Source organism: Streptomyces arenae (assembly GCF_022343545.1).
In the GTDB taxonomy this organism is placed as follows: Bacteria; Actinomycetota; Actinomycetes; order Streptomycetales; family Streptomycetaceae; genus Streptomyces; species Streptomyces humi.
Genome location: NZ_JAKQYH010000086.1, coordinates 1 through 26,492, shown reverse-complemented (window position 1 = coordinate 26,492; position 26,492 = coordinate 1). Strand labels below are relative to the sequence as shown.

Genomic DNA, 26,492 nt, shown 5'->3' with positions numbered 1-26,492 from the left:
GGGCTGGTCGCGCAGTTCCCCGCGCCCCTCAAGGGGCGCTCTCCCCCCGGACGTTGGATTGGAACCCCATGGACAACCACCCCAGCAGACGCAGCTTCCTGGCGCTGGCCGCCGCCACCGGGGCCCTGGCCTCGCTTCCCGCCTTCACCGCCTCCGCCGCCCCGCAGCGCTCCACCGAACCGCTCGCCACGCCCCGGCACCGGCTCTGGTGGCAGGCGCCCGCCGACGACGGGTCGATGATCACGCAGGGCCTGCCCGTCGGCAACGGCCGGCTCGGCGCCCTCGCGAGCAACGACTCGGGGCGTGAGCTCCTCCTGATCTCCGACGCCACCCTGTGGACCGGCGGGCTCAACGACACCCTCGACTCCGACGGCCAGTTCCCCTATGGCCGCGCCGACTTCGGTTCCCTCACGCTGCTCGCCCGGCTCACCGTCGAGATACCCGACCACGACCTGGGCGCCGTCTCCGGCTACCAGCGCGCCCTCGACCTCGACAACGGCGTGGTGACGGCGTCGTACGTCCGCTCCGGCGTGACCTACCGGCGGCAGATCTTCGCCAGCCGCCCCGACGACGTGATCGTTCTGCACTTCGGCCAGGACGGCGGCGGGCGCTACACCGGCACCGTCACCCTCGAAGGCACCCACGGGGAGACCGGAGGCACCGCCGAGTCGTTCGCCGGGGCCTTCGCCAACGGGCTCAAGTACGGTGCCGCCGTCAAGGCGTACGGCACCGGCGGCAGCGTCCGGGTGAGCGGGTCGCACATCAGCTTCACCGACTGCCGGGAGCTGACCGTCGTCCTCAGCGGCGGCACCGACTACGCGCCGGACGCCGACGCCCACTTCCGCAACCCGTCCCTCGACCCGCTGGCACTGGCCCGCACCAAGGTCAAGGCGGCCGTCCGGAACTCGGCGGACTCCCTGCTGCGCACCCACGCGGCCGACCACCGGGCGCTGTTCGGGCAGTTCGACCTCTCGCTCGGCACCTCGACCGCGGACCAGCGCGGGCTCGACACCTGGGCGCGTCTCCAGGCCCGTGCCGACACCGGCAACCCGGACCCCGAACTCGAGGCCGCCTACGCCCAGTTCGGCCGGTACCTGATGATCGCCGGCTCCCGCGACAGCCTGCCGATGGGCCTGCAGGGAAACTGGCTGGACGGCAACGACCCGGACTGGATGGGCGACTACCACACCGACATCAACATCCAGATGAACTACTGGATGGCCGATCGGCTGGGCCTGTCACAGTGCTTCGACGCCTTCACCGACTACTGCGTCAGCCAGCTCCCGGCCTGGACGGACGTCACCCACCGGCTGTTCCAGGACTCCCGCAACCGCTTCCGCAACTCCTCCGGGAAGGTGGCCGGCTGGACCGTCGCCTACTCCACCAACCCCTACGGCGGACTCGGCTGGTGGTGGCACCCGACGGGCAACGCCTGGCTGTGCCAGAGCCTCTGGGAGCACTACGAGTTCACGCGCTCCCGCGCCCACCTGGAGAAGATCTACCCCCTCCTCAAGGGCGCCGTCGAGTTCTGGGAGGCGCGGCTGGTCACCACCACCCTCGACAACGGGAAGGAGGTGCTGGTCGCGGACCACGACTGGTCGCCGGAGCACGGGCCGCAGGACGGCAAGGGCAACACCTACTCCCAGGAACAGGTCTGGATCCTGTTCGGGAACTTCCGCACTGCAGCGGCCGAGCTGAAGAGAGATGCTGGATACGCCGCCACCATCGGCGGCCTGCGCGAACGCCTCTACCTGCCGGTGGTGAGCCCCAAGACCGGCTGGCTGGAGGAGTGGATGTCCCCGGACAACCTCGGCGAGACCACCCACCGCCACCTCTCACCGCTGATCAACCTCTTCCCCGGCGACCGGATCCGCCCGGACGGCTCCACGCCCAAGGACATCCTCGACGGCGCGACGGCCCTCCTGACCGCCCGCGGCATGGACAGCTACGGCTGGTCCAACGCCTGGCGCAGCCTGTGCTGGGCCCGGCTGAAGAACGGGGCGAAGGCCTACCAGCTCGTCGTCAACAACCTGAAGCCGTCCGCGAACGGCAGCAACGGCAGCGCGTCGAACCTCTTCGACATCATGGACATGGGAGGGGGCCGGGGCATCTTCCAGATCGACGCCAACTTCGGCACCCCGACCGCCGTCGTGGAGATGCTGCTGTACTCCCGGCCCGGCCACCTGGAGCTGCTGCCGGCCCTCCCCGACGCCTGGGCCGCCTCCGGCAAGGTCACCGGCGCGGGTGCCCGCGGCGGCTTCGTCGTCGACCTGAGCTGGCGCGACGGCAAGCCCACCGAGGCCCGGATCCGCAGCGTCGGCGGACGTACCACCACGGTCGTCCACGGAAACACCGCACGGACGGTCACGCTGCGCCCCGGCCAGTCCGTCACGTTGCGGGACTTCGCACGGTGACCGGCCGGTTCGCGCGGGCCGTCGCCCTCACCGCCGTCCTGCTCACGTCCGTCGCCTGCCAGACCGGGCCCGCCCGGGCGACCCCCGCATCGAAGCCTCCGGCCCAGGCCGCTTCGGCCCGGCACGACGTCGTCACCTGGGGGGCCAGTGCCGACCGGATGGGCCAGGGCACCGCCGACCGCGGCTACCGGCTGGTCGTGCACACCAGTGCCGCCGGCAGCGGTCTCCGGGTACGGCTGTCGAACGCCTTCGGCGACCGGCCGCTGACCCTGGACAGCGTCTACGCCGGTCTGCAACGCCAGGGTGCCGCCCTCGTACCGGGCAGCAACAAGCGGCTCACCTTCGACGGCGCCCGCACGGTCACCGTGCCGGCGGGCGCCATCGCCTGGAGCGACCCGCTGCCCGGCAGCCTGCCCGCCGGCAGCAACCTGGTCGTCAGCCTGCACAGTCCGGACGCGGCCGGTCCGGCCACCGGCCACGGCATGGCCATGCAGACCTCCTACGCCACCCAGGGCGACCACACGGCCGAGGAGAGCGCCGCCGGCTGGACCGAGACCACCGGTTCCTGGTGGTACCTGGACTCGGTCTCGGTACGGCCGTCGAACCCGGCCACCGGGGCCGTGGTGGCGCTCGGTGACTCCATCACCGACGGCTGGGCCTCCACCACCGACCTCAACCGACGCTGGCCCGACTACCTCGCCCGCCGGCTCCAGAAGGCGCACACCGACGTCAAGGGCGTCGCCGACGAGGGCATCTCCGGGAACCAGGTCCTCGCGGACGGCGCCGGGCAGGCCGCCCTGCACCGGCTGGACCGCGACGTGCTGAGCCAGCCCGGGGTGCGTACCGTCTTCCTCTTCGAGGGGGTCAACGACATCAAGGCGCACACCGGGGTCACCGCGGCCGACCTGATCGCCGGGTACCGCGAGATCGTCCGGCGGGCGCACGCGGCCGGCAAGTGCGTGGTCGCCTCGACCGTCGGACCCTTCGAGGGCTGGCCGGAGTGGGACCAGGCCGGGGAGGCCGTCCGCCAGGAGGTCAACCGGTACATCCGGACCAGCGGGGAGGTCGACGCGGTCACCGACTTCGACCGGATCCTGCGCAGCCCCTACGACCAGGCGCGGATGCTGCCGTTCCTCGACAGCGGCGACCACATCCACCCCAACGACAAGGGAATGCAGGCCATGGCCGACGCGGTCGACCTGACGAGCCTCCACTGCGACCGGTGATCCCCCCACACCCGCGCACCCCGGAACCGCCGGTTCCGGGGTGCGCGGACGGGCGGCTGCCCCGGGCCCTCTGTGTTCAGCCCCGGGTGTTCAGCCCCGCAGCGTCCGGGCCCAGTCCTCCGGTACCCGGTCCGCCGGACCCGGCACGGACTGGTCCGCGGGGTGACTCGTCGGCGGCGCCAGGTCCGGTCCGGACTCGTACAGTTCACCGGACTCGAAGTTCCAGAACCAGCTCTCGCCCGGCTCGTAGCTGCGGATCAACGGGTGTCCGGTCTCCTGGAAGTGCGCGGTCGCGTGCTTCGAGGGCGAGTCGTCGCAGCAGCCGATGTGCCCGCACTGCGTGCACCGCCGCAGATGGAACCACCAGCCGCCCGCCTTGTCGCACTCCACGCACCCGGCACCGCTCGGCGGGACCTCCGGGTCGATCGCCGTGTCGCCGCTCATACCGTCTCCTCAGATGACTCGGGTGCTTCGGCGGTCAGGGGAAGCAGCACCTGGAAGCGGGTGTCCCCGGGCACCGACTCCACCCGCAGGCTGCCGTGATGCTTGTTCACGACGATCCGCCAGGAGATGTCCAGGCCGAGGCCGGTGCCCTGGCCCACCGGTTTCGTCGTGAAGAACGGATCGAAGATCCGGTCCTTGATCTCCGGGGCGATCCCGCTCCCGGTGTCCCCGAACTCCACCAGCAGCTGCTCGTGGGCGAGCGCGGTCCGCACGGTCAGCGTGCCGCCCGGGCCGCCGTCGCCGTCCCGCATCGCGCAGACCGCGTTGTCGATGAGGTTGGTCCACACCTGGTTGAGCTCGGCGGGGTAGGCGGGGACGGGCGGGAGCGTACGGTCGTACTCCTTGACCACCCGGATGTCCTGCCCGATCTTCCCGGACAGCATCAGCAGCGTGCTGTCGAGGAGTTCGTGCACGTCCACCTCCCGGTACGGCGCCCGGTCCAGCTGGCTGTACTGCTTGGCGGCGTCGACGAGATGCGAGATCCGGGTCGTGGAGTCGTCGATCTCGTTCATCAACAGCTCGGTCTCGATGGTGTAGTTGAGCCAGCCGACCGCGTTGGGGAAGATCTCGTCGTCCACGGCCGCGGCCACCTGCTCCAGCCAGTCGACGTCGAGACCCGCCTGCACGAAGATCGGCGCGAGCTGCCAGCCGTTGTCCATGCCGTGGTCGTCGAGCCAGTCGGAGAGGACGTCCTCGCGGTCGGAGGCCTCCAGCGGGCTGAGCGAGGGAGCCTTGGCGACCCGTTCGGCGGTGCGTTCTTGGAGCTCGATCAGGCCGGCCAACTGCTCCCGGGAGAAAGGCCCCCCGGCGATCACCGCGAGCTTGTGCCGCATCTTCGCCACCCGCTCGCGCAGCGTGGACGTGGCCCGAACGGCCGCCGCGGCCGGGTTGTTGAGCTCATGGGTGAGCCCCGCCGACAACGAGCCCAGCGCCAGCAGCCGTTCCCGCTGGCCGATCGCCGCCTGGGTGTTCTTCGAACCGAAGAACAGGCCCTCCAGCAGGTGCACGGCCATCGGGAACCAGTCCTGCATGATCTCCGCGAAGGTGTCCGCCGGCAGCACGAAGAACCGCGTCGGCTCGGTCACCCGCATCGAGTTGTTGTACGCCTGCCGCACCCGGTCCCCGAGGTACGCCTGCATGGCGCCCGCGTACACCCCGGGCTGCGAGGTCCTGGTGACCTCGATGTCGTCCCCGGCGACCCGCCGGGAGAGCACCACCGTGCCCTCGACCATCACGTAGAAGCAGGTCGCGGGTTCACCCTCGGTGTAGACGGGACCCGGCTGGAACAGCTCCACCCGGCCGGCCGCGCACAGCCGCCCGAGCTGCTCCGGCTCCAGCTTCTCGAACAGGAACAGCGCCCCGATCTCCTTCGGGCTGCACGGCATCAACCGGCCGCTCATGACTGCTCCAGATACCGGTGGACGAGCATCACTGCCATGGCTCCCTCTCCGACGGCGGACGCGACACGCTTGGCGGACTCGGCGCGTGCGTCGCCCGCCACGAACACGCCGGGAATGCTGGTCTCCAGGTGATACGGCGGCCGGTTCAGCTCCCAGCCGGCCGGCGGCGTCCCGTCGACGGTCAGGTCCGGTCCGGCCAGGATGAACCCGCGCCCGTCGCGCAGCACCGTGTCGCCGAGCCAGTCGGTCAGCGGCGCCGCCCCGATGAACACGAACATCCACTGGGCGTCCACCTGTTCCCGGTCGCCGGTGTGCACATGGCGCAGGGTGAGCTGCTCCAGCCGCTCCGCGCCGTGCGCGGCCTCGACCACCGTGTGACTGCGGACCGAGATGTTCGGGGACTCGTTGATCTGCTGGATCAGGTAGTACGACATCGAGGCCGACAGGTCCGCACCGCGCACCAGCAGCGTCACCGACTTGGCGAACCTGGCCAGGTACATCGCCGCCTGGCCGGCCGAGTTGGCGCCGCCCACGATGTACACGTCGTGCCCCTGGCAGGAGGCGGCCTCGGTGAGCGCGGAGCCGTAGAACACCCCGCAGCCGGTCAGGCCGACGCAGCCCTCCGCCTCCAGCTGCCGGTACTGCACTCCGGTCGCCAGGATCACACTGTGCGCCGCGATCGCCGAGCCGTCCGCGAACCGCACCACCCGCGCGGCCCCGTTGACCTCCAGCGCGGTCACCTCGCGGGCGGTCAGCACCTCCGCGCCGAACTTGGCGGCCTGCCGCCGGGCCCGGTCGGTGAGCTGGGCCCCCGACACCCCGTCCGGGAAGCCGAGGTAGTTCTCGATCCGGGAACTCTGCCCGGCCTGCCCGCCGGTCGCCGCGCGCTCCACGAGCACCGTCCGCAGTCCCTCCGACGCCCCGTAGACCGCCGAGCCCAGCCCGGCCGGGCCGCCGCCGATCACCACCAGGTCGTAGAAGTCCGCCGTGGGCGTGGTCGCCAGTCCCACCCTGGCGGCCAGCTCGGGCGCCTCGGGTTCGATCAGGGGGGTGCCGTCCGGCGTGATCACCAGCGGCAGCCGCTGCCCGTCGGCCCCGGCGGCCGCCAGCAGGCGCTGTCCCTCCGGCTCCTCGACCGAGTACCAGCGGTACGGCACCTGGTTGCGGGCCAGGAACTCCCGTACGTCCGACGACCGAGCCGACCAGCGGTGCCCGACGACCTTGGTGGCCGGCACCGGCTTGTAGTCGCTGGCCCGCCAGGCGTCCAGCAGGTCGTCCAGGACCGGGTAGAGCTTCTCCTCGGGCGGGTCCCAGGGCTTGAGCAGGTAGTGGTCGAGGTCGACCACGTTGATCGCGTCGATGGCCGCGTTGGTGTCGGCGTACGCGGTCAGCAGCACCCGCCGGGCGCCCGGGTACACGTCCAGCGCCTGTTCGAGGAACTCGATGCCGTTCATCTGCGGCATCCGGTAGTCGGCCAGGATCACCGCCACCAGGTCACCGCGGAGCTTCAGCTCCCGCAGCGCCTCGAGCGCCGAGTCGCCGGACTCCGCGCGCACGATCCGGTACGACGCGCCGTAGCGGCGCCGCAGGTCCCGGGCGACGGCACGGGAGACCCCCGGGTCGTCGTCCACGGTCATGATGACGGTCCGTGCCGCGTCGGCAGCCTGTGCCATACGTCTCCCACCCCGAGCCGTTGGTTCCACGGGACGGCGGCCCCTCCAGGAGGAGCGCGGCCACCGCACCGGTTCCCGCCCATCGTATGTTCGATCGGCGGGCTCCGCTCTTGTACGCCTGCGCACAGCGGGCATCCGTCCGTGCGGAAGACTGATCACGCACACATGGAACCGACGAGGAGGCCGGTGCATGACACGCCCGATCACGGCAGGGGTCGACGGTACGGAGGAGAGCCTCGCGGCTCTGGACTGGGCCGCCCGGGAGGCGGTCCGCCGGGGGCTGCCGCTGCGCGTGGTGCACGCGTGGCGGTACGAGGAGCACGAGGCGCTGAGCGGTGACCGGGAGGCCCAGCGCGGGTGGGTGTCCGACGGCGCGGCCGAGTCGGTGCGGGCCGTCACCGGCCGGTATCCGGACCTCTCGGTGAGCGTCGACGTCGTGGAGGGCGGCCCGGTCGAGGTGCTCGTGGACGCGGCCGCCGGAGCCGAACTGCTAACGCTGGGCTCGCGCGGGCACGGGCCGGTCGTCGGGTTCCTGCTGGGCTCCGTCGGCCAGCAGGTGATCGCCGGGGCCGCCGGTCCGGTCGTCCTGGTGCGCGCCGGGGACCGGCCCACCGCGGAGGCAGCCGGCCGTGAGGTGGTCGTGGGCCAGCAGGGCGGGCCCGAGGACAGCGCGGCGGTGCTGGAGTTCGCCTTCGCTGCGGCGGCGGCCCGGGGGGCGTCGGTCCGCGTCGTCCGGGCGTGGACGCTGCCGCCCGTCTTCGCCTACAGCCCGGGTTCGATGAAGCTGCTGGACGAGGCCGGCGGCCTGGAGCCGTACGAGAAGAAGGCGCTGTCCGAAGCGGTGCGGCCGCTGCGGGAGCGGTTCCCGGCGGTGCCGGTGGCCGAGCACGTGGAGATGGGCAGCGCCGGACAGGTGCTGCTGTCGGTGGCCGCCCGGGCCCAGCTGATGGTCGTGGGCCGACGCGCCCACCGGACGGCGGTCGGCGCCCGCATCGGCTCGGTCGCGCACGGGGTGCTGCACCACGCCGACTGCCCGGTGGCCGTGGTGCCGCACGACTGAACGACTGACCCCGCGGCGGCTCACTCCGGAGCTCACCCCGGGGTTCACTCCGGGGTGACCGGCTCCAGGGTCTCGCGGGCCTTGGGCAGCACGTTCTCGATGTAGTCCTCGACGGCGTTGTCCAGGCCTATGTCGTGCTGCGCCTGCTCGGACAGGTACCAGCGGTGCTCCAGCAGCTCGTGGTAGATCTCCGCCGGGTCCATGGAACCGCGCAGCTCCCGTGGCACGGCCCGCACGGTGGGGCGGAAGACGTCCCGCACCCACCGGTGGGCCAGCACCTCGGGACGGGCGGCGAGGGGGTCGCCCGGGGCGTAGTCGTCCTGGGTGGCCATCCAGCTCTCCAGGTCGTTGAGCAGCCGCCGCGCCTGGTTCTCCTCGGCGTCCAGGCCGGTCAGCCGCAGCAGCTGGCGCTGGTGGTGCCCGGCGTCGACGACCTTCGGCACGAAGGTGACGCTGTCGCCGTTGGACGAGTGCTCGATCTGCATCTCGGCGACGTCGAACCCGAGATCGTTGAGCCGTCTGATCCGGCGCTCGATGTACTGGTATTTGCCCGCCGGGTACACCGACGTCCGGGTCAGCTCCTCCCACAGCTCGCCGTACCGGGTGCAGATCTCGAAGCCGAACTCGATCGGGTCCAGCGACGGGTGCAGCGCCCCCGACGCCTCCAGGTCGAGCAGCTCGCCGCTGATGTTGACCCGGGCCAGGTCGAGGTCGTACTCGCGCTGGCCGTTGCTGAGCTGCGGGTGCAGGTCGCCGGTCTCGGCGTCCACCAGGTACGCCGCGTACGCCCCCGCGTCACGCCGGAACAGGGTGTTGGACAGCGAGCAGTCGCCCCAGGCGAACCCGGCCAGGTGCAGGCGGACCAGCAGCACGGCGAGGGCGTCCATGAGGCGGTGCATGGTGGCCGGGCGCATGGTCGTCTCGAACATCGAGCGGTACGGCATCGAGCCGCCCAGGTGCCGGGTGACCAGCACCGACTCCAGCGGCTCGCCCGCCGGGTCGGTGCGGCCCGTGATCACCGCGAGCGGGTCGACCGCGGGGATCGTGAGCCGGTCCAGGTCGCGCAGCAGCTCGTACTCGCGCAGCGCCGGGCGCTCCGCCAGCTCCTTCACCGCGATGACCTCGTCGCCCGCGCGGGCGTAGCGCACCACGTGCCGGGAGATGCCGCGGGGGAGCGGCACGAGGTACTCCTCGGGCCACTCCTCCAGCGGGACGTCCCAGGGGAGTTCCAGCAGGAGCGCGGGGTGCTCCGGATTGGTGGCGCTGATCTGCAAGGCCATGGCCGAAACCTTAGACGGCGCGGTCGCGGGCCTGCTGGGCGGCCGCCTTCACGGACCCCCGGTGCAGCGGACCGTGGCCGGGCAGCAGCGCGTCGGCGTCGAGCGCGCCGATGACGTCGAGGGAGGCCACCGCGCGGGCGCGCTCGTGGTGGAACATGTCGGGCAGCAGTTGCGGGCCCTGGACGCGCGAGGTGCGGTGGCCGCTGACCAGCGCGTCCCCGGAGATCACGATCCCGGCCTCGGGCAGGTGGAAGACGGTGTGCCCGTCGGTGTGGCCGGGGGTGTGCACCGGGACCGGCCGGCCCGGCAGGTCGAGCGGGGCGCCCGCGGCGGCCGGGAACGCCTCGGGCGCGGTGACCGGGTGCTGCTCGGTGCCGCCGACCCGCAGCACGTGTGCCAGCCAGGGCACCACACCCGGGCGCCAGGCGTTCCGCAGCACGTCACCGACGGCGACCTGCTGGAGGTAGTCCCGCCGGGCGTGCGGCACTTCGGCCTCGTGCAGGTAGACCGGCACGCCGTGGGTGTCGCGCAGGTACTCGGCCGAGCCGAGGTGGTCGTTGTGCGCGTGGGTGATCAGTACGGCTGTCACCGCCTCCGGTGAACCGCCCACCTCCGCGAGGGAGCCGAGCAGCCCCTCCCGGTCCCCGGGGTAGCCGGTGTCCACCAGTGTGACGGCGTCCCCGTCCTTGAGGATCACCCAGTTGGTGTGGCTGCCGTGCACCAGGTAGGTGCCCCCGGCGACTTCGTGTACCTCAGCCCGCATGATCTCTCCGGTCTCGCCCGTACGTGCAGATCGAAACGGAGGACAGCCAACCACATGCCGCTGTCCGGCGGTTGGCGGGGAGCGGTCTCAGCGCACCCCGTGCGGGCGGTCTCAGCGCACCCCGTGCGGCCGGAACTGCACGCTGATCCGCGGCCCGGCGGCCCGTGCCGTCTTCGGTACGCAGTGCTCCCAGGTCCGCTGGCAGGAGCCGCCCATCACGATCAGGTCGCCGTGACCCAGCGGGCGCCGCACCGAGGGGCCGCCGCGCAGCGGCCGCAGCAGCAGGTCCCTGGGGGCGCCGACGGAGAGGATCGCGACCATGGTGTCCGCCCGCGCGCCCCGCCCGATCCGGTCGCCGTGCCAGGCGACGCTGTCCCGGCCGTCGCGGTAGTGGCAGAGCCCGGCCGTGGTGAACGGTTCGCCCAGCTCGTCGGCGTAGTGCCGGCTGAGCGCGTCGCGGGCCTCGGCGAGGACCGGGTGGGGGAGCGGGTCGCCCTCGCCGTAGAAGGCGAGCAGCCGCGGTACGTCCACCACGTTGTCGTACATCTTCCGGCGCTCGGCGTGCCAGGGGACCTCCGCGGCGAGCCGTTCGAACAGCTCGTCGGCGCCGCTCAGCCAGCCGGGCAGCACGTCGATCCAGGCGCCGGAGCCCAGCTCGGTCCGGCGGACGTCGTCGAGGGGGCCGAGCCGTAGCTCGTCGGTCTGGTCGAACAGGGAGCCCTGGAGGTGCGTGGCCATACAGCCAGCGTACTCCTTAATCGAAAATCTGTTCTGATTTCTCGGCCCGGGTCGCAGGGGCCGGCGCGCGAGCCTCTTTCGATACATTCGTGTATCCGATACATTCGTGTATCGAACGGGGGTCGGGACATGGCGGTGGACGGCGCGCCCCAGCGGGTGACCAGGCGGCGGGTACGGACCCGGGCCCGGCTGCTCGACGCCGCGTTCACCGTGTTCGCCGCCAAGGGATTCGGACGGGTCTCCATCGAGGAGGTCTGCGAGGCCGCCGGGTTCAGCCGGGGCGCCTTCTACTCCAACTTCGCCACCCTCGACGAACTGTTCTTCGCCCTCTACCGGGACCGCGCCGACCTCATCGCCCAGCAGGTCGCGGACGCCCTCGCCCTCGACGGACCGGGCCTGGACGTGCCCGCCTCCGTCGACCGGGTGACCGAGGTACTGCTCCTCGACGTCGACTGGCTGCTGGTGAAGACCGACTTCCTGGTGCACGCGGCCCGGGACGCGGCCGTCGCCGAGGCCCTTCTCGACCACCGCGCCCGGCTGCGCCGCGCCATCGCCGACCGGCTCTCCCGGGCCCCGCTCCCCGCGGTGCTGGGCGACGCGGACGCCGCCGCCCACGCCGTGGTCGCCGCCTACGACGGCGTCACCACCCAACTGCTCCTCGACAGGGACGTGGCCGGGGCCCGCGCCTGGCTGGGGCAACTGCTCACCGCGCTGCTGACCGACGGCGGCGCCCCGACCGGATCCACCGGGCCGGCCCCTCAATGAGAAAGGCAACGGACGCCATGGACGCGGACGTCATCGTCGTCGGAGCGGGCCTCGCCGGCCTGGTCGCGGCGCACGAACTCACCAGCAGGGGCAGGCGCGTCGCCCTCGTCGACCAGGAGAACGCCGCCAACCTCGGCGGCCAGGCCTTCTGGTCCTTCGGCGGGCTCTTCCTCGTCGACTCGCCCGAGCAGCGCCGCCTCGGCATCAAGGACAGCCTCGACCTGGCCTGGAGCGACTGGCGGGGCAGCGCGCAGTTCGACCGCGAGGACGACGAGGACTCCTGGGCGGTGCGCTGGGCCCGTGCCTACGTCGAGTTCGCGGCCGGGGAGAAGCGGCCCTGGCTGCAGAGCCACGGCATCAGCCTGCTGCCGACCGTCGGCTGGGCGGAACGCGGCGACCTGCGCGCCGACGGGCACGGCAACTCCGTACCCCGCTTCCACGTCGCCTGGGGCACCGGCACCGGCGTGGTCGAACCCTTCGTCCGGTACGCCAAGCAGGCCGCCCGTGACGGACTGCTCACCTTCTACCACCGCCACCAGGTGGACGAACTCGTCATCGAGGACGGCGAGGCACGCGGCGTGCGCGGCACGGTCCTCGCCGCCGACGACGCACCGCGCGGAGCCGCCTCCAACCGCGACCGCGCCGGTGACTTCGAACTCACCGCCCAGGCCGTCGTCGTCACCACCGGGGGCATCGGCGCCAACCACGACATCGTGCGCCGCTACTGGCCCGAACGGCTCGGCACACCCCCGGCCGAGATGGTCACCGGCGTGCCCGCCTACGTGGACGGCCGGATGCTCGACATCAGCGCCGGGGCCGGGGTCCGCCTGGTCAACCGCGACCGCATGTGGCACTACACCGAGGGCATCCAGAACTGGAACCCCGTCTGGCCCGGCCACGGCATCCGCATCCTGCCCGGCCCGTCCTCGATCTGGCTCGACGCCCTCGGCCGCCGGCTGCCCGACCCCTGCCTGCCCGGCTACGACACCCTCAGCACCCTCAAGTACCTGCGCACCACCGAGGACATCGCCGGGTACGACCACTCCTGGTTCGTCCTCACCCGGAAGATCGTCGAGAAGGAGTTCGCGCTCTCCGGCTCCGAGCAGAACCCCGACATCACCGCCAAGGACCGCAAGGCCGTGCTCCGCGACCGGCTGCTCGGCAAGGGCGCGCCCGGCCCGGTCCAGGCCTTCCTCGACCACGGCGCGGACTTCGTGACCGCCGGCTCCCTCGACCAGCTGGTCGAGAAGATGAACGGGCTCACCGACAAGGCGCTGCTCGACGCGGCCGCGGTGCGCCGCCAGATCGTCGCCCGCGACCTCCAGATCCACAACTCCTACAGCAAGGACTCGCAGGTCCAGGGAATCCACAACGCCCGCCGCTACATCGGCGACCGGCTGGGCCGGGTCGCCACCCCGCACCGCATCCTCGACCCGGCCGCGGGCCCGCTGATCGGCGTCAAGCTGCACGTGCTCACCCGCAAGACGCTCGGAGGCATCCAGACCGACCTGGACTCCCGTGCCCTCGGCGCGGACGGCGAGCCGATCGGCGGTCTGTACGCGGCCGGCGAGGTGGCCGGGTTCGGCGGCGGCGGTGTGCACGGCTACAACGCGCTGGAAGGCACCTTCCTCGGCGGCTGCCTGTTCTCGGGGCGGGCGGCGGGACGCGCGGCGGCCCAGCAGACGGCCTGATCAGTAGCGGGCAGCCCGGTCAGTAGCAGGCAGCCCGATCCGTAGCCGGCGGCCTGATCAGCAGCCGACGGCCTGATCAGTAGCCGGCGTCGATCATTCGGAGAGGAGCCGCGCCAGCACGGTGGCGTGGCTCTCCTCCGGTGTCTTCGACGCGGTGAGCAGCGTGACCTTCCGCCGCCGGGCGGTCTTCCGCAGGCCGTCCAGGAGCCCGGCGGCCTCGGGAGCGTCCAGCTCCGCCTCGTAACGGCGGGTGAACTCCTCGTACGAACCGCCCTCGTGGAACCAGTGGCGCAGTTCGGTGGACGGCGTCAGCCCCTTCGGCCACTCGTCCACGTGCGCGTCCTCCTTGGACACCCCGCGCGGCCACAGCCGGTCCACCAGGACCCGCAACCCGTCCTCCGGTTCGGGCGATTCGTAGACCCTGCGGACACGCACGCTCACGATCGGGCACCTCTCGGCTCGGTGACGGTCCCGCGAGCGTACGCGGCGAACCCCGTCCCACCGGCCTTCGACGCGGCACGACTTGACCTGAATGAGGGGGAAGCGCGGACACCGCCGCGCCTAGGGTGGGCCATTGATCATCGGCCACCCCCTACAGAGGAGCGCATGTGCAGGATGCACGCAGACGTACCGCAGTCCTCCGCCGCGAGGCCGTCCTCGCCACCGTCCCGGTCGCCGTGGCGGCCCTGCTCGCCGCCGCCGGACCGGCCTCGGCGAGCACGCTCGGCGCCTCGGGAGCGGGCGACCCCTACTTCCCGCTCAGCGGCAACGGCGGTTACCACGTGGGTCACTACGACCTGACACTCCGCTACGACACCTCCTCCCACCACCTCGACGGCAGGGCCGTGCTGACCGCCCGGGCCACCCAGCGGCTCACCCGCTTCGACCTCGACCTCAAGGGACTGACCGTCACCCGCGTGACGGTCGACGGGCGCACGGCCCACTTCGGCCGCAGCGGACAGGAACTCGTCGTCACACCGGCGCGGGCGCTGGCGAAGGGCCGGGAGTTCCGGGTCGCCGTCAGCTACAACGGCATCCCCAAGCAGGTCACCGACCCCGACGGTTCGGCCGACGGCTGGATCCGCACCGACGACGGCGCGTTCGTCGCGGGCGAGCCGCAGGGCGCGATGACCTGGTTCCCGGCGAACAGCCACCCCAAGGACAAGTCGTCGTACGACTTCACGATCACCGTCCCCAAGGGCCGCACCGCCGTCGCCAACGGCGTCCTGCTCGGACAGCACACGTCCGGTGGGCGCACCACCTTCCGGTGGCGGCAGAGCGAGCCGATGGCCGCGTACCTCGCCACCGCCACGGTCGGCAAGTTCAAGGTCGAGCAGTACACCACCCGGGACGGGATCAGGGTGTACAACGCGGTCGACCCGCGCGAGGCGAGCGGCTCGGCGGCCGTGCTGAAGAAGCTGCCGTCGGTCCTGGAGTGGGAGAGCAAGCTGTTCGGGCCGTACCCGTTCCGCTCCGCCGGGTCGATCGTCGACCACGCGCCGAGCGTCGGATACGCGCTGGAGACGCAGGGACGGCCGATCTACGACTCCGCGCCGGACCTCGGCACCCTCGTGCACGAGAACGCCCACCAGTGGTTCGGCGACTCCGTCTCGCTCACCGCCTGGAAGGACATCTGGCTCAACGAGGGCTTCGCCACGTATGCCGAGTGGCTCTACAGCGAGCAGCACGGGGGAGACAGCGCGCAGAAGACCTTCGACGAGCTGTACGCCAAGCCGGCGGGCGACGCGTTGTGGGAGTACCCGCCGGGGGATCCGGGGAGCGGGAAGAACATCTTCGGTGAACCGGTGTACGCGCGCGGTGCGATGACGCTGCACGAGCTGCGCAAGGCCGTGGGGGACGCGGTGTTCTTCCGGATCCTGCGGGCGTGGGCGGGGCAACACCGGTACGGGCACGGGACGACCGCGGAGTTTGTGAAGCTGGCCGAGGGGCAGTCGGGGGTCGACCTCGGGTCTTTGTTCCAGACGTGGTTGTACAAGAAGGGCAAGCCGTAGCGGCGGTTCGGGTGCGGGCCGGTGAGGGCTTGTCGCGCAGTTCCCCCCAGCCTTCGGCCGGGGGGACCCCCAGCGCCCCCCGAAGGGACGCTCCAGTAAACGGGGTTTTGAAGCTGACCAGTTCCTTACATTTCTCGGCCAGAGTCGATCTCATGATCCAACGCAGAACTGCTGTCGCCCTCCTCGCCTCCCCCCTTCTGCTGTCCGGTTGCGGGGGAGGCGCCGAGGCCGCGCAGAGCCGGTCGGACGACGGCCGGGCGGCGCCGGCGGCGGCTTCCCCCACCCCCCGGAGCAGCCCGCAGGACCAGGGCATACCGGGGCTCGGACCGAAGACGCGGGCCGCGATACCGGAGCGGGCGGAACAGGTCGTCGTCGCCTCCGGGCGGGGCAAGGACTCGCCGGTGTCCTCCGTCACCCTCTACGAACGCGACGACAGCACCTGGCAGCGCGGCGCCAGTTGGCCGGCGCACAACGGCAAGGACGGCTGGAGCGAGCACCACATGGCCGGGGACCTGCGCTCGCCCGTCGGGGTGTACGGCCTGACCGACGCCGGCGGCCTGCTGCCCGACCCCGGGAGCAGGCTGCCGTACCACCACTCGAACGGCTTCTACTCGCCGGGGACCGGCTTCGAGGGCGAGCCGCTGGAGGGATCCTTCGACTACGTCGTCGCCATCAACTACAACCGCGAGGCGGGCACCTCGCCGCTCGACTGGACCCGGCCGATGGGTGCCGCGCGCGGAGGTGGCGTCTGGCTGCACGTCGACCACGGCGGCCCCACGCACGCCTGCGTCAGTGTCGCCAAGGCACACATGAGGGAACTGCTGCGCGCCCTCGACCCGCACCGGCATCCGGTGATCGTGATGGGGTACGCCGACTGGCTGGCGCGATAAGCACCTAGGATCCGAACCCGTGTGCGCACATGTGCTGGTCGCCGAGGACGACGAGATGCAGGCCGAGCTGATCCGGCGGTCCCTGCTGGCCGACGGCCACACCGCGACCGTGGTCCACGACGGGGCCGCGGCGCTGGACGCGGCCCGGCGGCTCGGCCCCGACCTGGTCGTCCTCGACCTGATGCTCCCGGTGATCGACGGCTTCGGCGTGTGCCGGGTGCTGCGCGGCGGGGACCCCGAGATCCCGGTGCTGATGCTCACGGCCCGGTCCGACGAGGACGACGTGCTGCTCGGCCTGGAGCTGGGCGCCGACGACTACATGACCAAGCCGTACAGTCCACGCGAGCTGATGGCCCGGATCCGGACGATCCTGCGGCGCAGCGGGCGGACCGCCACCGTCCGGGAGGAGCCCGCCGTGACCGCCGCCGGGATCAGCGTCGACCCGGTACGGCACGAGGTACGCTGCGACGGCGAGCCGGTGGAGGTGACCCCCGCCGAGTTCCAGATCCTGCTCGCCATGGCCGGGGAACCCGACCGGGTGTTCACCCGGCGGCAGTTGCTCCAGTGCACCCGGGGCTTCGACCGGTCCTCCACCGAACGCGCCGTCGACGTCCATGTGATGAACCTGCGCCGGAAGATCGAGGCCGACCCGCGCCGGCCGGTACGGCTGGTGACCGTGTTCGGCGTCGGCTACAAACTGAGCGGCGGCCGGCCGTGACGCCGCGGATACCGTGGCGCAAACGGCTGCTGGTCCGGCTGCTGTTCGCCTCGGTGCTGATCGCCGTCTGCTCCGTGGCCGCCACCGCCTGGCTCGCCGTGACGACCACCACCAGCGCGCTGGAGGAGGAGCAGGGCCAGGACCTCGCCGCCGACAACAAGATCCTCGCCCAGCTCAGCGGCTACGCCTCGGACCACCCCGACTGGGCCGGGGTCGGCCCCACCGTGCGGACACTCGCCGCCAGGACCGGCCGCCGCATCGCGCTGACCACCACCGACCGCACCCTGATCGCCGACTCCGCCCCGCACGACACCCCGCTGCCGCCCCGGCCGGCCGCCGCCGTCGACCCCCTGCACACCGACACCTACACCGAGTTCGGCGCCCAGCTCAGCGGCATCGACCCACGCGCGGTGGGCCCCTTCCGGCTCACGGCGCCGGAGCGCGAGAAGCTGGACGCGGTCGCCGAGAAGGAGCAGGCGTGCTTCGACCGGGTGGGCGTCGCGACCACCGTCCAGCACACCCCGAGCGGCCGGCCGCACGTCGTCCTCGACGACGCGCGGGACGCGCCCCTGGAGTTCAAGTTCGGGTGCGGCAACGTCTACAGCGAGTCGACCGGGCTGCTGAGCGACGCGCTCGGCGCCCCGACCGCCACCGAGACCAAGGCCCTCGCCGCCCTCACGGACCTGGCCCGCCCCTGCCTCCGGGCCAAGGACATGGATCTCGGCGGCTCGCTGTCCCTCACCTACGACACGACGGGACGGAACCCGGTCGCCGGCGGATACCTCGTCACCAGGAAGGGGGCCGGACAGGGAACGGACCAGACGGCGAAGAACTGCGTCCTGGGCGCCCGCCGCACCCAGCTCGAACCCTATGTCGCCCCCGCCGCGGAACTGTTCCTCGGTATCGGCGACCAGACCGCTCCCCGCTTCGACATGTCCCCGGCCAACAAGGCCAGGATCGTCGGCGCGGCCGGACTGGTACTCGCCGTCACGGTCGCCGTCACCGCCGTGGTCGCCACCCGCCTGGTACGGCCGCTGCGCGCGCTGACCCTCGCCGCCCAGCAGCCGCCCGAACTGCACGCCCGGGCACCGGTACGCACCCGCGACGAGACCGGGCTGCTCGCGGAGGCGTTCAACGACCTGACCGAACGCCGGGAACGGCTGGAGGCGCAGCGCCGGGCCATGGTCAGCGACATCGCCCACGAACTGCGCAGCCCGCTCACCAACATCCGCGGCTGGCTGGAGGTCACCCGGGACGGTGTCGTCGACCCCGACCCGGCGCTGCTGGGTTCCCTGCACGAGGAGGCCCTGGTCCTCCAGCGGATCATCGACGACCTCCAGGACCTGGCCGCCGCCGACGCCGGCACCCTGCGGGTGCACCGCGAACCGGTCCGCGCCGCCGACCTGATCGAGCAGGTCGCCGCCGCCCACCGGGTCGCCGCCGACGCGGGCGGGGTCGTCCTGCTGACCGACGCCGACGGCACCGCCTGGCTCGACGCCGACCCGGTGCGGATGCGGCAGGCGCTCGGCAACCTGGTCTCCAACGCGATCCGGCACACCCCCGCCGAGGGGACCGTCACGCTGACCGCCCGTCACGACGGCGAGGACGTCGTCCTCACCGTCACCGACACCGGGCCGGGCATCGCGGCGGCGGACCTGCCGCACGTCTTCGAACGGTTCTGGCGCGCGGAGAAGTCCCGCAGCCGCCGCACCGGGGGCAGCGGCCTCGGACTGCCGATCGTCCGGCACCTGGTCGCCGCCCACGACGGCACCGCCGAGGCGGAGAGCGAGCCGGGCAAGGGAGCCCGGTTCACGCTGCGGCTGCCGGGCGCGGCGACGCCGGCCGACCTCAGCTGATCCGGCGTGCGGCGGCCTTCCTGCGCCGGGTCAGCAGCCGGCGCTCCGCCTCGGTCGTACCACCCCAGATGCCGACGGCCTGCCCCGTGTCCATGGCCCAGCGCAGACACTGCTCCTGAACCGGGCAGCGCTCGCAGACCGCCTTCGCCCGCCGTGTCTGGTGCAGCGAGGGCCCGGTGGTGCCGATCGGGAAGAAGAGGTCGGGATCCTCGTCGCGGCACTCGGCGTGGTCTCGCCAGTTGTCCATCGATGTCACCTGCGATCCAATCGACTCTGCCGTTTCCTGTGCGGATTGCTCCACTCCGGGTCACCGGAGCGGGCACTGCTGAAACGGACAAGTCGCCTGAGATTCGCGGACGTCACTGCTCCCGCAGGCCCCAGGGCGAGCCGTACTCGGTCAGCAGGTCGAGGAACGGGCGGGCCGGGAACGCCTCCGGACCGAGGACGCCCGAGCCCGACCACGCACCGGTTGCCAGGAGTTCGAGGGCGACGACCGGGTTGAGGGCCGTCTGCCAGACCACGGCCTGACAACCGTACTCCGCCATGGACCACTGGTTGTCGACGACGTGGTGGAGATACACCTCGCGCGGCCGTCCGTCGCTGGTGCCGCGCACCCAGGTGCCCGCACAGGTCTTGCCGCGCATGCGCTCGCCCAGGGTCGCCGGGTCGGGCAGCGCGGCGGCGACCACGTCCCGGGGCGAGACCGCCACCGGCCCGCCGGGGCCGGGCACGGTCACCGGGACGGTGCTGTCCAGACCCAGCAGGTGCAGGGTCTTCAGCGTCTCGATGAACTCACCGCCGAGCCCGTACTTGAAGGTGACCCGCCGCGCGTCCACCCAGCGGGGCACGAGCAGCACTTCCTCGTGCTCGACGTTGACGCACTCGACCGGCCCGATCCCGTCCGGGAAGTCGAACACCTCCGGCTCGCTGAAGGGGGCGGTCGTGAACCAGCCGCGTTCCTTCTCGTACACCACGGGCGGGTTGAGGCACTCCTCGATCGTGGTCCAGATGTTGAAGGAGGGCGCGAAGCCGTAGCCGTCCACCGTCAGGTTCGCGCCGTCGCGGATGCCGATCTCCTCGATCTCGTCGAAGAGTTCGTCGGCCGCGTACCGCGCGAACACGTCCGAGAGGCCCGGCTCCACGCCCATGCCGACCAGTGCCAGCGCACCCGCCTCCCGCCACTCCCCGTCCGCCGCGAACTGCTCGTCGCCGAGCTTCACCCCGCACTCCTGGTACGGCCGTTCGGCATGCGGCCGGGACAGCGACATCGCCATGTCGAGATAGTTCGCGCCGGCCGCGCGGGCGGCCCGGAACAGGGGCATGACGAAGCGCGGGTCGGTGGCGTTGAGCAGCACGTCGCAGCCGTGCCGGGCCAGCAGCGCGGCCACGGCCGACTCGTCGCCTGCGTCGACGCGCTCGGCCCGGAACCGGTCGTCGCCGACCGCCGCGACGGCCGCCTCGGCGCGGGCCGGGTCGTGGTCCGCGACCACCATCGCGTCGAAGAACGGACGGCGGGCCGCGATCCGGGTGACGGCGGTGCCCACACCACCGGCTCCCACGAGCAGTACACGCATGGCGAAGTCTCCTTCTCGGACAGAGTGCGAGGTCGGGTACGGGGGCGCCTTGGCCGGAATCAAACGCCGGTCCTTCGCATAAGGTCAATGGCGTTGGCATAAGAACGGCAGGGGAGCACGTCATGCCCAAACAGGTCGTCCCCGAGGACCGGAGGCGCCGGCGCCGCCCGACGCGCGGCGGCACCGTGCTGTCGGAGCGGCTGATCGTCGACACCGCCCTGCGGCTGCTGCGCGAGCACGGCAGCACGGGTCTCACCGCCCGCCGGCTGGGGCTCGCCCTCGACTGCGACCCCAGCACGCTGTACCGCTACTTCCGGGGCATGGACGACCTGACCCTGGCGATCGGCGACGCCCTCATCGGCCGGGCGCTGGCCGGCTGGGCGCCGACCGGTGCGTGGCGCGCGGACCTGCGCGCGATCGGCCTGCGCATCCACGCGCAGTACGTGTCCCATCCGCAGGCGGCCCTGCTGACGGCGAACCGGGTGACCGGCCGGCCCCAGGAACTGGCGGCCGACGAGGCGATCCTGGACGTCCTGCGCACGGCGGGCTTCCCGCTCGCCGAGACCGTCCGCGTCTACCACGCCTTCATCGACCAGACCCTGGCCTTCGCGGCCCTGGACGCGGCGTCCCTGGCCCTGCCGAAGGACTCCCAGCGGGCGGACGAGGCCAAGTGGAGCGAGACCTACGCCGCCCTGCCCCCCACCACCCACCCCCGCATCGCGGAAGCAGCCCCACTACTGGCGAAACGCATGGTGACCAGCGCCTACCCGACAGCGCTGGACATGCTCCTGGACAGCGCAGAACGGTCCTTGTAGAGGGGTCCGGCTGTACCCACGCACCCGCACCCGCCCGACGACAAGCGGCCCCCTACGGCAGGCGCAACGCACCCCCCGCCGTACGCGCCACCGCCTCCGCGACCGCCACCAACGCAGGCGAATCCAGCTTCCACTGCTGCCAGTACAGGGGCACGTCCACCCACGACTCCCGCCCCCCGAGCCGCACCAGCCTCCCGTCCCGCAACCGCGGCTCCGCCTGCGCCTCCGGCACCATCCCCCACCCCAGCCCGGCCGTCACCGCGTCCACGAACCCCTCGGACGTCGGCACGTAGTGCCGCAGCGCACTCGCACCCGCTCCCCCCAGCCGCCGCACGAACCCGTCCTGGAAGTCGTCCACCCGGTCGAACACCATCACCGGCGCCCGGGCGAGCGCCGCCACCAGCGGCCCGGTCACGTGCGCCGCCGCGAACCCCGGCGCCGCCACCGGCAGGTACCGCATCCGCCCGAGCGCCCGCACCGAGCACCCCGGCACCGGATCCGGCGCCGAGGTCACCGCCGCCATCACCAGCCCCTCCCGCAGCAGCGCCGCCGTGTGGTCCTCGTCCTCCCGCCGCAGTTCCACGAAGACCTCCGGCAGACCGGTGAGCGCCCCCAGGAACCAGGTCGCCAGCGAGTCCGCGTTGACCGCGACCGACACCCGGGTCGGCTCCCCGGCGCCGCTCATGCCCAGCTCACCGCGCGCGTCCCGTTCCAGCCGCGCCACCTGCCGGGCGAACCGGACCAGCACCTCGCCCGACTCCGTGGGCCGCACCGGCTTGGTGCGCTGGAGCAGCACCCGGCCGGTGCGCTGCTCCAGCGCCTTCACCCGCTGGCTGACCGCGGACGGCGTCACATGCAGGGCCGCGGCCGCCGCGTCGAACGTGCCCTCGTCGACCACCGCCAGCAGGGTCCGTACCTGGTCGAGGGGAAGCTCCCTCGGCTCCATCGTCCCCTCCCGTCATCAGATTCTCTAAGGGTACGTAAAAATCCTTAGCTGTACGTAAGGTGATCGCTTCCGTAGCGTCGAGGGCATGTCCAGCTCTCTCGCCGCCGCTGCCGCGGGCTTCGGCAGCGGCCTCTCACTGATCGTCGCGATCGGCGCCCAGAACGCCTTCGTCCTGCGCCAGGGCGTCCGCCGGGACGCGGTCCTCGCCGTCGTCGGCATCTGCGCCCTCTCCGACGCCGTCCTCATCTCCCTCGGCGTGGGCGGGGTGGGCGCGGTCGTGGTGGCGTGGCCCGGCGCGGTGCGGGCGGTCGGGCTGATCGGCGGTGCCTTCCTGCTCTGCTACGGCGCCCTGGCCGCCCGCCGGGTCCTGCGCCCCGGCACCGCCGGACTGCGCACCGAGGGCGAGGCGGCCGGTTCCCGGCGCCGGGCGGTCCTCACCTGCCTGGCCCTGACCTGGCTGAACCCGCACGTCTACCTGGACACCGTGTTCCTGCTGGGCTCCCTCGCCGCCGACCGGGGCGACCTGCGCTGGACCTTCGGTCTCGGCGCCGCCCTGGCCAGCCTCTGCTGGTTCACCGCCCTCGGGTTCGGCGCCCGGCTGCTCGGCCGGTACCTCGGAAGACCGGCCGCCTGGCGGGTGCTGGACGGACTGGTGGCGCTGACCATGATCGGCCTCGGCCTGATGCTCGTGACCGGAGCCTGAGCTGCCCGGATCCTGAGCTGCCCGGATCCTCGCGGAGCCGCATCCTGAGACAACCGGTTCGGCGGCTGCGGAAGTTGCTGCGATAGTGAACCCCGAATCGAAAGATGTAGCGAGCATTCAAGAAGACCAGGACGTCCGTGGACACCAGCGAGAGCAGCACCCGATCCGGCACCGATCCTTCCGACGATTCCGCCGGGTCCGCGGCACCTCCGCCCCGGCGCGGCTGGCGCCGCTGGGCGATGGACACCCGCCCGCTGCGCATCCCGGCCTACCGCAGGCTGTGGTCGTCGACCATCGTCACCTCGGTCGGCAGCCAGCTCACCGCGGTGGCCGTGCCCAAGCAGATCTTCGACATCACCGGCTCCTCGGCCTGGGTCGGCGCCGCGAGCCTCGCCGGGCTGCTGCCGCTGATCGTGTTCGCGCTCTGGGGCGGCGCGGTGGCCGACAGCATGGACCGCCGCAAGCTGCTGCTGATCACCAACATCGGGATCGGCGTCACCTCGCTGCTGTTCTGGCTCCAGGCCGCCACCGGCATGGAGTCGGTGGCCGCGCTGATGGTGCTGCTCGCGGTGCAGCAGGCCTTCTGGGGGCTGAACGCGCCCGCCCGTACGGCTTCCATAGCCCGGCTGGTGCCCGAGGCCCAGTTGCCCGCCGCGAACGCCCTGGGCTCCACGGTCATGCAGACCGGGCAGGTGGTGGGGCCGCTGCTCGCCGGTGCCCTCATCCCCGTCATCGGGCTGCCCGAGCTGTACCTGATCGACGCGCTGGCGCTGTGCGTGACGGTGTGGGCGGTCTACCGGCTGCCCGCGCTGCCGCCGCTCGCCGGCCGGGCGACCCGGCGGGCCGGGGTGCGCGAGATCGCGGAGGGGTTCCGCTACATCTCCATGCACAAGGTGCTGCTGCTGTCGTTCCTGGCGGACATCATCGCGATGGTCCTCGGCATGCCCCGCGCCCTGTTCCCGCAGCTGGCGGCCCAGACCTACGGCTCGTACGGCGAAGGCCTCGCGCTCGGTCTGCTGTTCGCGGCGATCCCCGTCGGCGCGGTCCTCGGCGGCCTCTTCTCGGGCACGTTCTCGCGGGCGCGCCGGCACGGCCTGATGGTGATCGGAGCGGTCGTGGGCTGGGGCGCGGCCGTCGCCGGGTTCGGGCTGAGCGCGAACCTCTGGGTCGCCGTCGCCTTCCTGGCCGCGGCCGGGGTCGCCGACATGGTCTCGATGGTCTTCCGGGGCGCGATCCTGCTGTCCGCCGCGACCGACGAGATGCGCGGCCGCATGCAGGGCGTGTTCACGGTGGTGGTCGCCGGTGGACCGCGGCTGGCCGACGTGCTGCACGGCACCGCCGGCTCGGTCTTCGGGCCGCGCGCGGCCGTCGCGGGCGGCGGACTGCTGGTGGTGGTCGTGATGCTGGCCCTGGCCGCCGCCGTCCCCGCACTGCGCCGCTACCGGGTCTGACCGCCTACACCGGCCGTCGGCCGACGTAGGCGTCGAGGAGCTTGCCCCGGGTGATCTCCAGCCGGCTGGCCAGGATCTCGGCGACGGTCCGCACCAGCGACAGACCCAGCAACGGGTCCTCCACGCACAGCGCGAGCACGGCCGCCGCGTCGTACTCGTAGGCCCGCACCCGGCTGAACGCCACCGCGCCGAAGTCCCAGGTGTACGGGGGGAACAGCCACGACCAGCCGAGCAGGTCGCCGGCGCCCAGGCTGGCGACGGTGACCCGCTTGCGGGGCGTCACCTCCTGGTCCAGGTTGACCGCTCCGGACCGGATCACCCAGAAGCGGTCCGCGGTGCCGCCGGCCTCGAAGATCCTGCTGTCCTCCGCGAAGGAGACCTCGTGCGCCAGTTCCATGAGGCGTTCGCGCTGCGCCTGGGGGAGGGCGGTCAGCAGTTTGATGGCTTTGGTCATGGGCGGGGCTCCTCGCCGGCGAGGGTACGGGGGCTTTCCCTACGCCCATTTCAGCCGCTGCCGCCGCGCCGGGCACCTCGAAGGACGGGGCGATCGCCGTCCGGACGGCGCCCGGGCATGAAAAAAGCCCTGGCTGGACGGGGGAGGCCAGCCAGGGCCGTCACTGGTGGTGCGCGGAGGACCCGATGTCGACTCCACGACCACTTATGAGTGAACGGTAAACCATCCGGGGCGGTTCCGTGTACTCGGGAACAGGCTACGTGACCCGTTTCACTTTGGGGAGCCCTTGGCGGTATCGGAAGGGTTTGGCCGCGCCACGACCGGTGAGCCGAGAGTAAGAGGCCCGTACGGACCGGGCCCAGCAGACCTGACGGTCCACCACCCAGGGAGCGAAAGGATGCGCGAACAGTACCTGACCGACACGGCGGTGGCAGCACCCGAGACACACGGGCCACCGCCCCTCCAGCCGGCCGACGCCCGCAGCGCCGTGCGGGGCGCGGTCGCGAGGCGGGCCACGGCGTACGCCGCCGCGGGTCTCGACGACGCGTTGCTCGTCACCTCCGAGCTGGCCACCAACGCGATCCTGCACGGCGGCGGCATCACCGGTTTCGACGTCGACGTCGAGGGATGCGCGGTGCGGGTGTCGATCAGCGACCGCAGCGACGAGGTACCGGTGGCCGAGCGGCCCGTGGACGACCGGCACCGCTGGCGGGCGGGCGGCCGGGGCTGGCCCATCGTGTGCCGCCTGGCACGTGACGTGGAGGTCGCCGGACTGCCCTGCGGGGGCAAGCGGATCACCGCGGTCGTGCCGCTCGCATGACCGCACGGACATGAACTTTCTCCCGGTGGTGTTTGTGCCGGGTGCGACGGGGCAGGCGGAGAGTCGTGCTTCGGACCGGAGGCGCGCGCCGGTGGGAGCAGTGGCTTCACAGCCCCCGGGCCCGACAAGCGGTCCGGACGGTGCTCCCGCGGCGACCCTGACACCCCAGTTCGGGTCGAATCCCGGAACCACGTTCCGGTGATGCCCTGAAATCCACAGTTCAGGAGCGTTTCCGCATGCTCACCGACTTGTCGAACAGCCGTCCCGGCACGCCCGCCACCGACCGCACCGCTCCGGGCACGTCCCGGCGAACGCACGATGACGCCCCTGACACCGCGGCCCTGTTCGCCCGTCTCGCCGCCCTGGAGGACGGGCCCGAGCGGGACGCCCTGCGCGACGAACTGGTCGCCGCCTGGCTGCCCATGGCCCACCGCATCGCCGGCCGCTTCCGCGACCGCGGCGAAGCCGTCGAGGACCTGCGCCAGGTCGCCGCCCTCGGCCTGGTCAAGGCCGTCGACCGCTACGACCCCTCCCGCGGCGCCTTCGAGAGCTACGCCGTGCCCACCATCACCGGCGAGGTCAAGCGCCACTTCCGGGACCGCATGTGGGCCCTGCGGGTGCCCCGCCGCGTCCAGGAACTGCGCAACCGCGTCCGGGTGGCCCGCCGCGTCCTGACCGAGAACCCCGGCGCCCCCGAACCCAGCGTCGCCGACCTGGCCGCCCACACCGGCCTGACCGA

At 72.3% G+C, this 26,492-nt stretch carries 25 protein-coding genes; 14 read left to right on the top strand and 11 right to left on the bottom strand.

From position 1 onward, the window contains the following. Positions 1 to 68: 68 nt before the first annotated feature. Positions 69 to 2,414 carry a glycosyl hydrolase family 95 catalytic domain-containing protein gene (locus MB828_RS38775; protein ID WP_301652258.1) on the top strand — a complete coding sequence of 782 codons (2,346 nt, stop codon included), beginning with the start codon at positions 69 to 71 and terminating at the stop codon, positions 2,412 to 2,414. Continuing rightward, positions 2,411 to 3,640, top strand: a complete 1,230-nt coding sequence (locus tag MB828_RS38770; protein WP_301652257.1) for an SGNH/GDSL hydrolase family protein — start codon at positions 2,411 to 2,413, stop codon at positions 3,638 to 3,640. Before MB828_RS38775 ends, MB828_RS38770 begins: the two co-directional genes overlap by 4 nt. A 90-nt stretch (positions 3,641 to 3,730) precedes the next feature. Here the strand turns inward: MB828_RS38770 and MB828_RS38765 are convergent, their stop codons facing one another. Genes MB828_RS38765 through MB828_RS38755 form a run of 3 tightly spaced genes read right to left on the bottom strand, consistent with a single transcriptional unit; the run spans position 3,731 to position 7,217 of the window. Then, positions 3,731 to 4,084, bottom strand: a complete 354-nt coding sequence (locus MB828_RS38765) for a UBP-type zinc finger domain-containing protein (RefSeq protein ID WP_301652256.1) — start codon at positions 4,082 to 4,084, stop codon at positions 3,731 to 3,733. Beyond that, the gene (locus tag MB828_RS38760) at positions 4,081 to 5,544 is read right to left on the bottom strand and encodes an ATP-binding protein (protein WP_301652255.1); all 1,464 of its coding nucleotides are present in this window, start codon (positions 5,542 to 5,544) and stop codon (positions 4,081 to 4,083) included. Before MB828_RS38760 ends, MB828_RS38765 begins: the two co-directional genes overlap by 4 nt. After that, positions 5,541 to 7,217, bottom strand: a complete 1,677-nt coding sequence (locus MB828_RS38755; RefSeq protein WP_133028977.1) for an FAD-dependent oxidoreductase — start codon at positions 7,215 to 7,217, stop codon at positions 5,541 to 5,543. Before MB828_RS38755 ends, MB828_RS38760 begins: the two co-directional genes overlap by 4 nt. 190 nt (positions 7,218 to 7,407) lie before the next feature. On the opposite strand from MB828_RS38755, the gene MB828_RS38750 reads away from it, so the two are divergent. After that, positions 7,408 to 8,277: a universal stress protein gene (locus tag MB828_RS38750; RefSeq protein WP_301652254.1), complete on the top strand. Its 870-nt coding sequence runs from the start codon at positions 7,408 to 7,410 to the stop codon at positions 8,275 to 8,277. A 44-nt stretch (positions 8,278 to 8,321) separates the two neighbouring features. Here MB828_RS38750 and MB828_RS38745 read toward each other — a convergent pair whose 3' ends face one another. The 3 genes from MB828_RS38745 to MB828_RS38735 all read right to left on the bottom strand — a co-directional run bounded on the left by MB828_RS38745 (position 8,322) and on the right by MB828_RS38735 (position 11,058). Next, on the bottom strand, positions 8,322 to 9,557 hold the full coding sequence (locus tag MB828_RS38745; protein ID WP_133028979.1) for a DUF4032 domain-containing protein: 1,236 nt from the start codon (positions 9,555 to 9,557) through the stop codon (positions 8,322 to 8,324). Positions 9,558 to 9,567: 10 nt separating this feature from the next. Continuing rightward, complete coding sequence (locus MB828_RS38740; protein ID WP_301652253.1) at positions 9,568 to 10,320, bottom strand: MBL fold metallo-hydrolase; 753 nt, start codon at positions 10,318 to 10,320, stop codon at positions 9,568 to 9,570. A gap of 111 nt (positions 10,321 to 10,431) precedes the next feature. Further along, positions 10,432 to 11,058, bottom strand: a complete 627-nt coding sequence (locus MB828_RS38735; protein WP_133028981.1) for an alpha-ketoglutarate-dependent dioxygenase AlkB — start codon at positions 11,056 to 11,058, stop codon at positions 10,432 to 10,434. A 129-nt stretch (positions 11,059 to 11,187) separates the two neighbouring features. Between MB828_RS38735 and MB828_RS38730 the strand changes: the two genes are divergently transcribed. Continuing rightward, the gene (locus tag MB828_RS38730) at positions 11,188 to 11,823 is read left to right on the top strand and encodes a TetR/AcrR family transcriptional regulator (RefSeq protein WP_301652252.1); all 636 of its coding nucleotides are present in this window, start codon (positions 11,188 to 11,190) and stop codon (positions 11,821 to 11,823) included. A 17-nt stretch (positions 11,824 to 11,840) separates the two neighbouring features. Next, positions 11,841 to 13,514 (top strand): FAD-binding dehydrogenase, encoded by a 1,674-nt coding sequence (locus MB828_RS38725; protein ID WP_133029012.1) that lies wholly within the window; start codon positions 11,841 to 11,843, stop codon positions 13,512 to 13,514. A 93-nt stretch (positions 13,515 to 13,607) separates the two neighbouring features. On the opposite strand, the gene MB828_RS38720 is transcribed toward MB828_RS38725, so the two are convergent. Then, a complete protein-coding gene (locus tag MB828_RS38720) occupies positions 13,608 to 13,955 on the bottom strand; it encodes a DUF488 domain-containing protein (protein WP_301652251.1) in 348 nt (115 codons plus the stop codon). A 167-nt stretch (positions 13,956 to 14,122) separates the two neighbouring features. Here MB828_RS38720 and MB828_RS38715 point away from each other — a divergent pair, with 167 nt between their 5' ends. From MB828_RS38715 to MB828_RS38700, 4 genes are all read left to right on the top strand, one after another. Then, entirely contained in the window at positions 14,123 to 15,526 is a 1,404-nt protein-coding gene (locus MB828_RS38715; protein ID WP_301652250.1) for a M1 family metallopeptidase, read from the top strand. A gap of 152 nt (positions 15,527 to 15,678) precedes the next feature. Then, a complete protein-coding gene (locus tag MB828_RS38710; RefSeq protein ID WP_301652249.1) occupies positions 15,679 to 16,416 on the top strand; it encodes a L,D-transpeptidase family protein in 738 nt (245 codons plus the stop codon). Positions 16,417 to 16,435: 19 nt separating this feature from the next. After that, the gene (locus MB828_RS38705) at positions 16,436 to 17,134 is read left to right on the top strand and encodes a response regulator transcription factor (protein WP_133028985.1); all 699 of its coding nucleotides are present in this window, start codon (positions 16,436 to 16,438) and stop codon (positions 17,132 to 17,134) included. After that, positions 17,131 to 18,990, top strand: coding sequence for a sensor histidine kinase (locus MB828_RS38700; protein ID WP_301652248.1), 1,860 nt, complete (start codon positions 17,131 to 17,133; stop codon positions 18,988 to 18,990). Before MB828_RS38705 ends, MB828_RS38700 begins: the two co-directional genes overlap by 4 nt. Here MB828_RS38700 and MB828_RS38695 read toward each other — a convergent pair. Further along, complete coding sequence (locus MB828_RS38695; RefSeq protein ID WP_133028987.1) at positions 18,983 to 19,237, bottom strand: WhiB family transcriptional regulator; 255 nt, start codon at positions 19,235 to 19,237, stop codon at positions 18,983 to 18,985. The two genes, MB828_RS38700 and MB828_RS38695, sit on opposite strands and share 8 nt — an antisense overlap. A gap of 112 nt (positions 19,238 to 19,349) precedes the next feature. After that, positions 19,350 to 20,564, bottom strand: coding sequence for a saccharopine dehydrogenase family protein (locus MB828_RS38690; protein ID WP_301652247.1), 1,215 nt, complete (start codon positions 20,562 to 20,564; stop codon positions 19,350 to 19,352). Between the two features lie 122 nt (positions 20,565 to 20,686). Between MB828_RS38690 and MB828_RS38685 the strand changes: the two genes are divergently transcribed. Next, positions 20,687 to 21,379, top strand: coding sequence for a TetR/AcrR family transcriptional regulator (locus tag MB828_RS38685; protein ID WP_301652246.1), 693 nt, complete (start codon positions 20,687 to 20,689; stop codon positions 21,377 to 21,379). Between the two features lie 52 nt (positions 21,380 to 21,431). Here MB828_RS38685 and MB828_RS38680 read toward each other — a convergent pair whose 3' ends face one another. After that, positions 21,432 to 22,325 carry a LysR family transcriptional regulator ArgP gene (locus MB828_RS38680; RefSeq protein ID WP_301652245.1) on the bottom strand — a complete coding sequence of 298 codons (894 nt, stop codon included), beginning with the start codon at positions 22,323 to 22,325 and terminating at the stop codon, positions 21,432 to 21,434. Between the two features lie 85 nt (positions 22,326 to 22,410). On the opposite strand from MB828_RS38680, the gene MB828_RS38675 reads away from it, so the two are divergent. Together MB828_RS38675 and MB828_RS38670 are read left to right on the top strand one after the other, a co-directional pair. Then, positions 22,411 to 23,028 (top strand): LysE/ArgO family amino acid transporter, encoded by a 618-nt coding sequence (locus MB828_RS38675; protein WP_046727477.1) that lies wholly within the window; start codon positions 22,411 to 22,413, stop codon positions 23,026 to 23,028. A 137-nt stretch (positions 23,029 to 23,165) separates the two neighbouring features. Beyond that, a complete protein-coding gene (locus MB828_RS38670) occupies positions 23,166 to 24,479 on the top strand; it encodes an MFS transporter (protein ID WP_301652244.1) in 1,314 nt (437 codons plus the stop codon). Between the two features lie 4 nt (positions 24,480 to 24,483). Here the strand turns inward: MB828_RS38670 and MB828_RS38665 are convergent, their stop codons facing one another. Next, entirely contained in the window at positions 24,484 to 24,933 is a 450-nt protein-coding gene (locus MB828_RS38665) for a cyclic nucleotide-binding domain-containing protein (protein ID WP_133028993.1), read from the bottom strand. A gap of 397 nt (positions 24,934 to 25,330) precedes the next feature. Here MB828_RS38665 and MB828_RS38660 point away from each other — a divergent pair, with 397 nt between their 5' ends. Both MB828_RS38660 and MB828_RS38655 read left to right on the top strand, forming a co-directional pair. After that, complete coding sequence (locus tag MB828_RS38660; protein WP_301652243.1) at positions 25,331 to 25,753, top strand: ATP-binding protein; 423 nt, start codon at positions 25,331 to 25,333, stop codon at positions 25,751 to 25,753. 236 nt (positions 25,754 to 25,989) lie between these two features. After that, a partial coding sequence (locus tag MB828_RS38655) for a sigma-70 family RNA polymerase sigma factor (RefSeq protein ID WP_301652242.1) occupies positions 25,990 to 26,492 on the top strand: 503 nt, incomplete at its 3' end.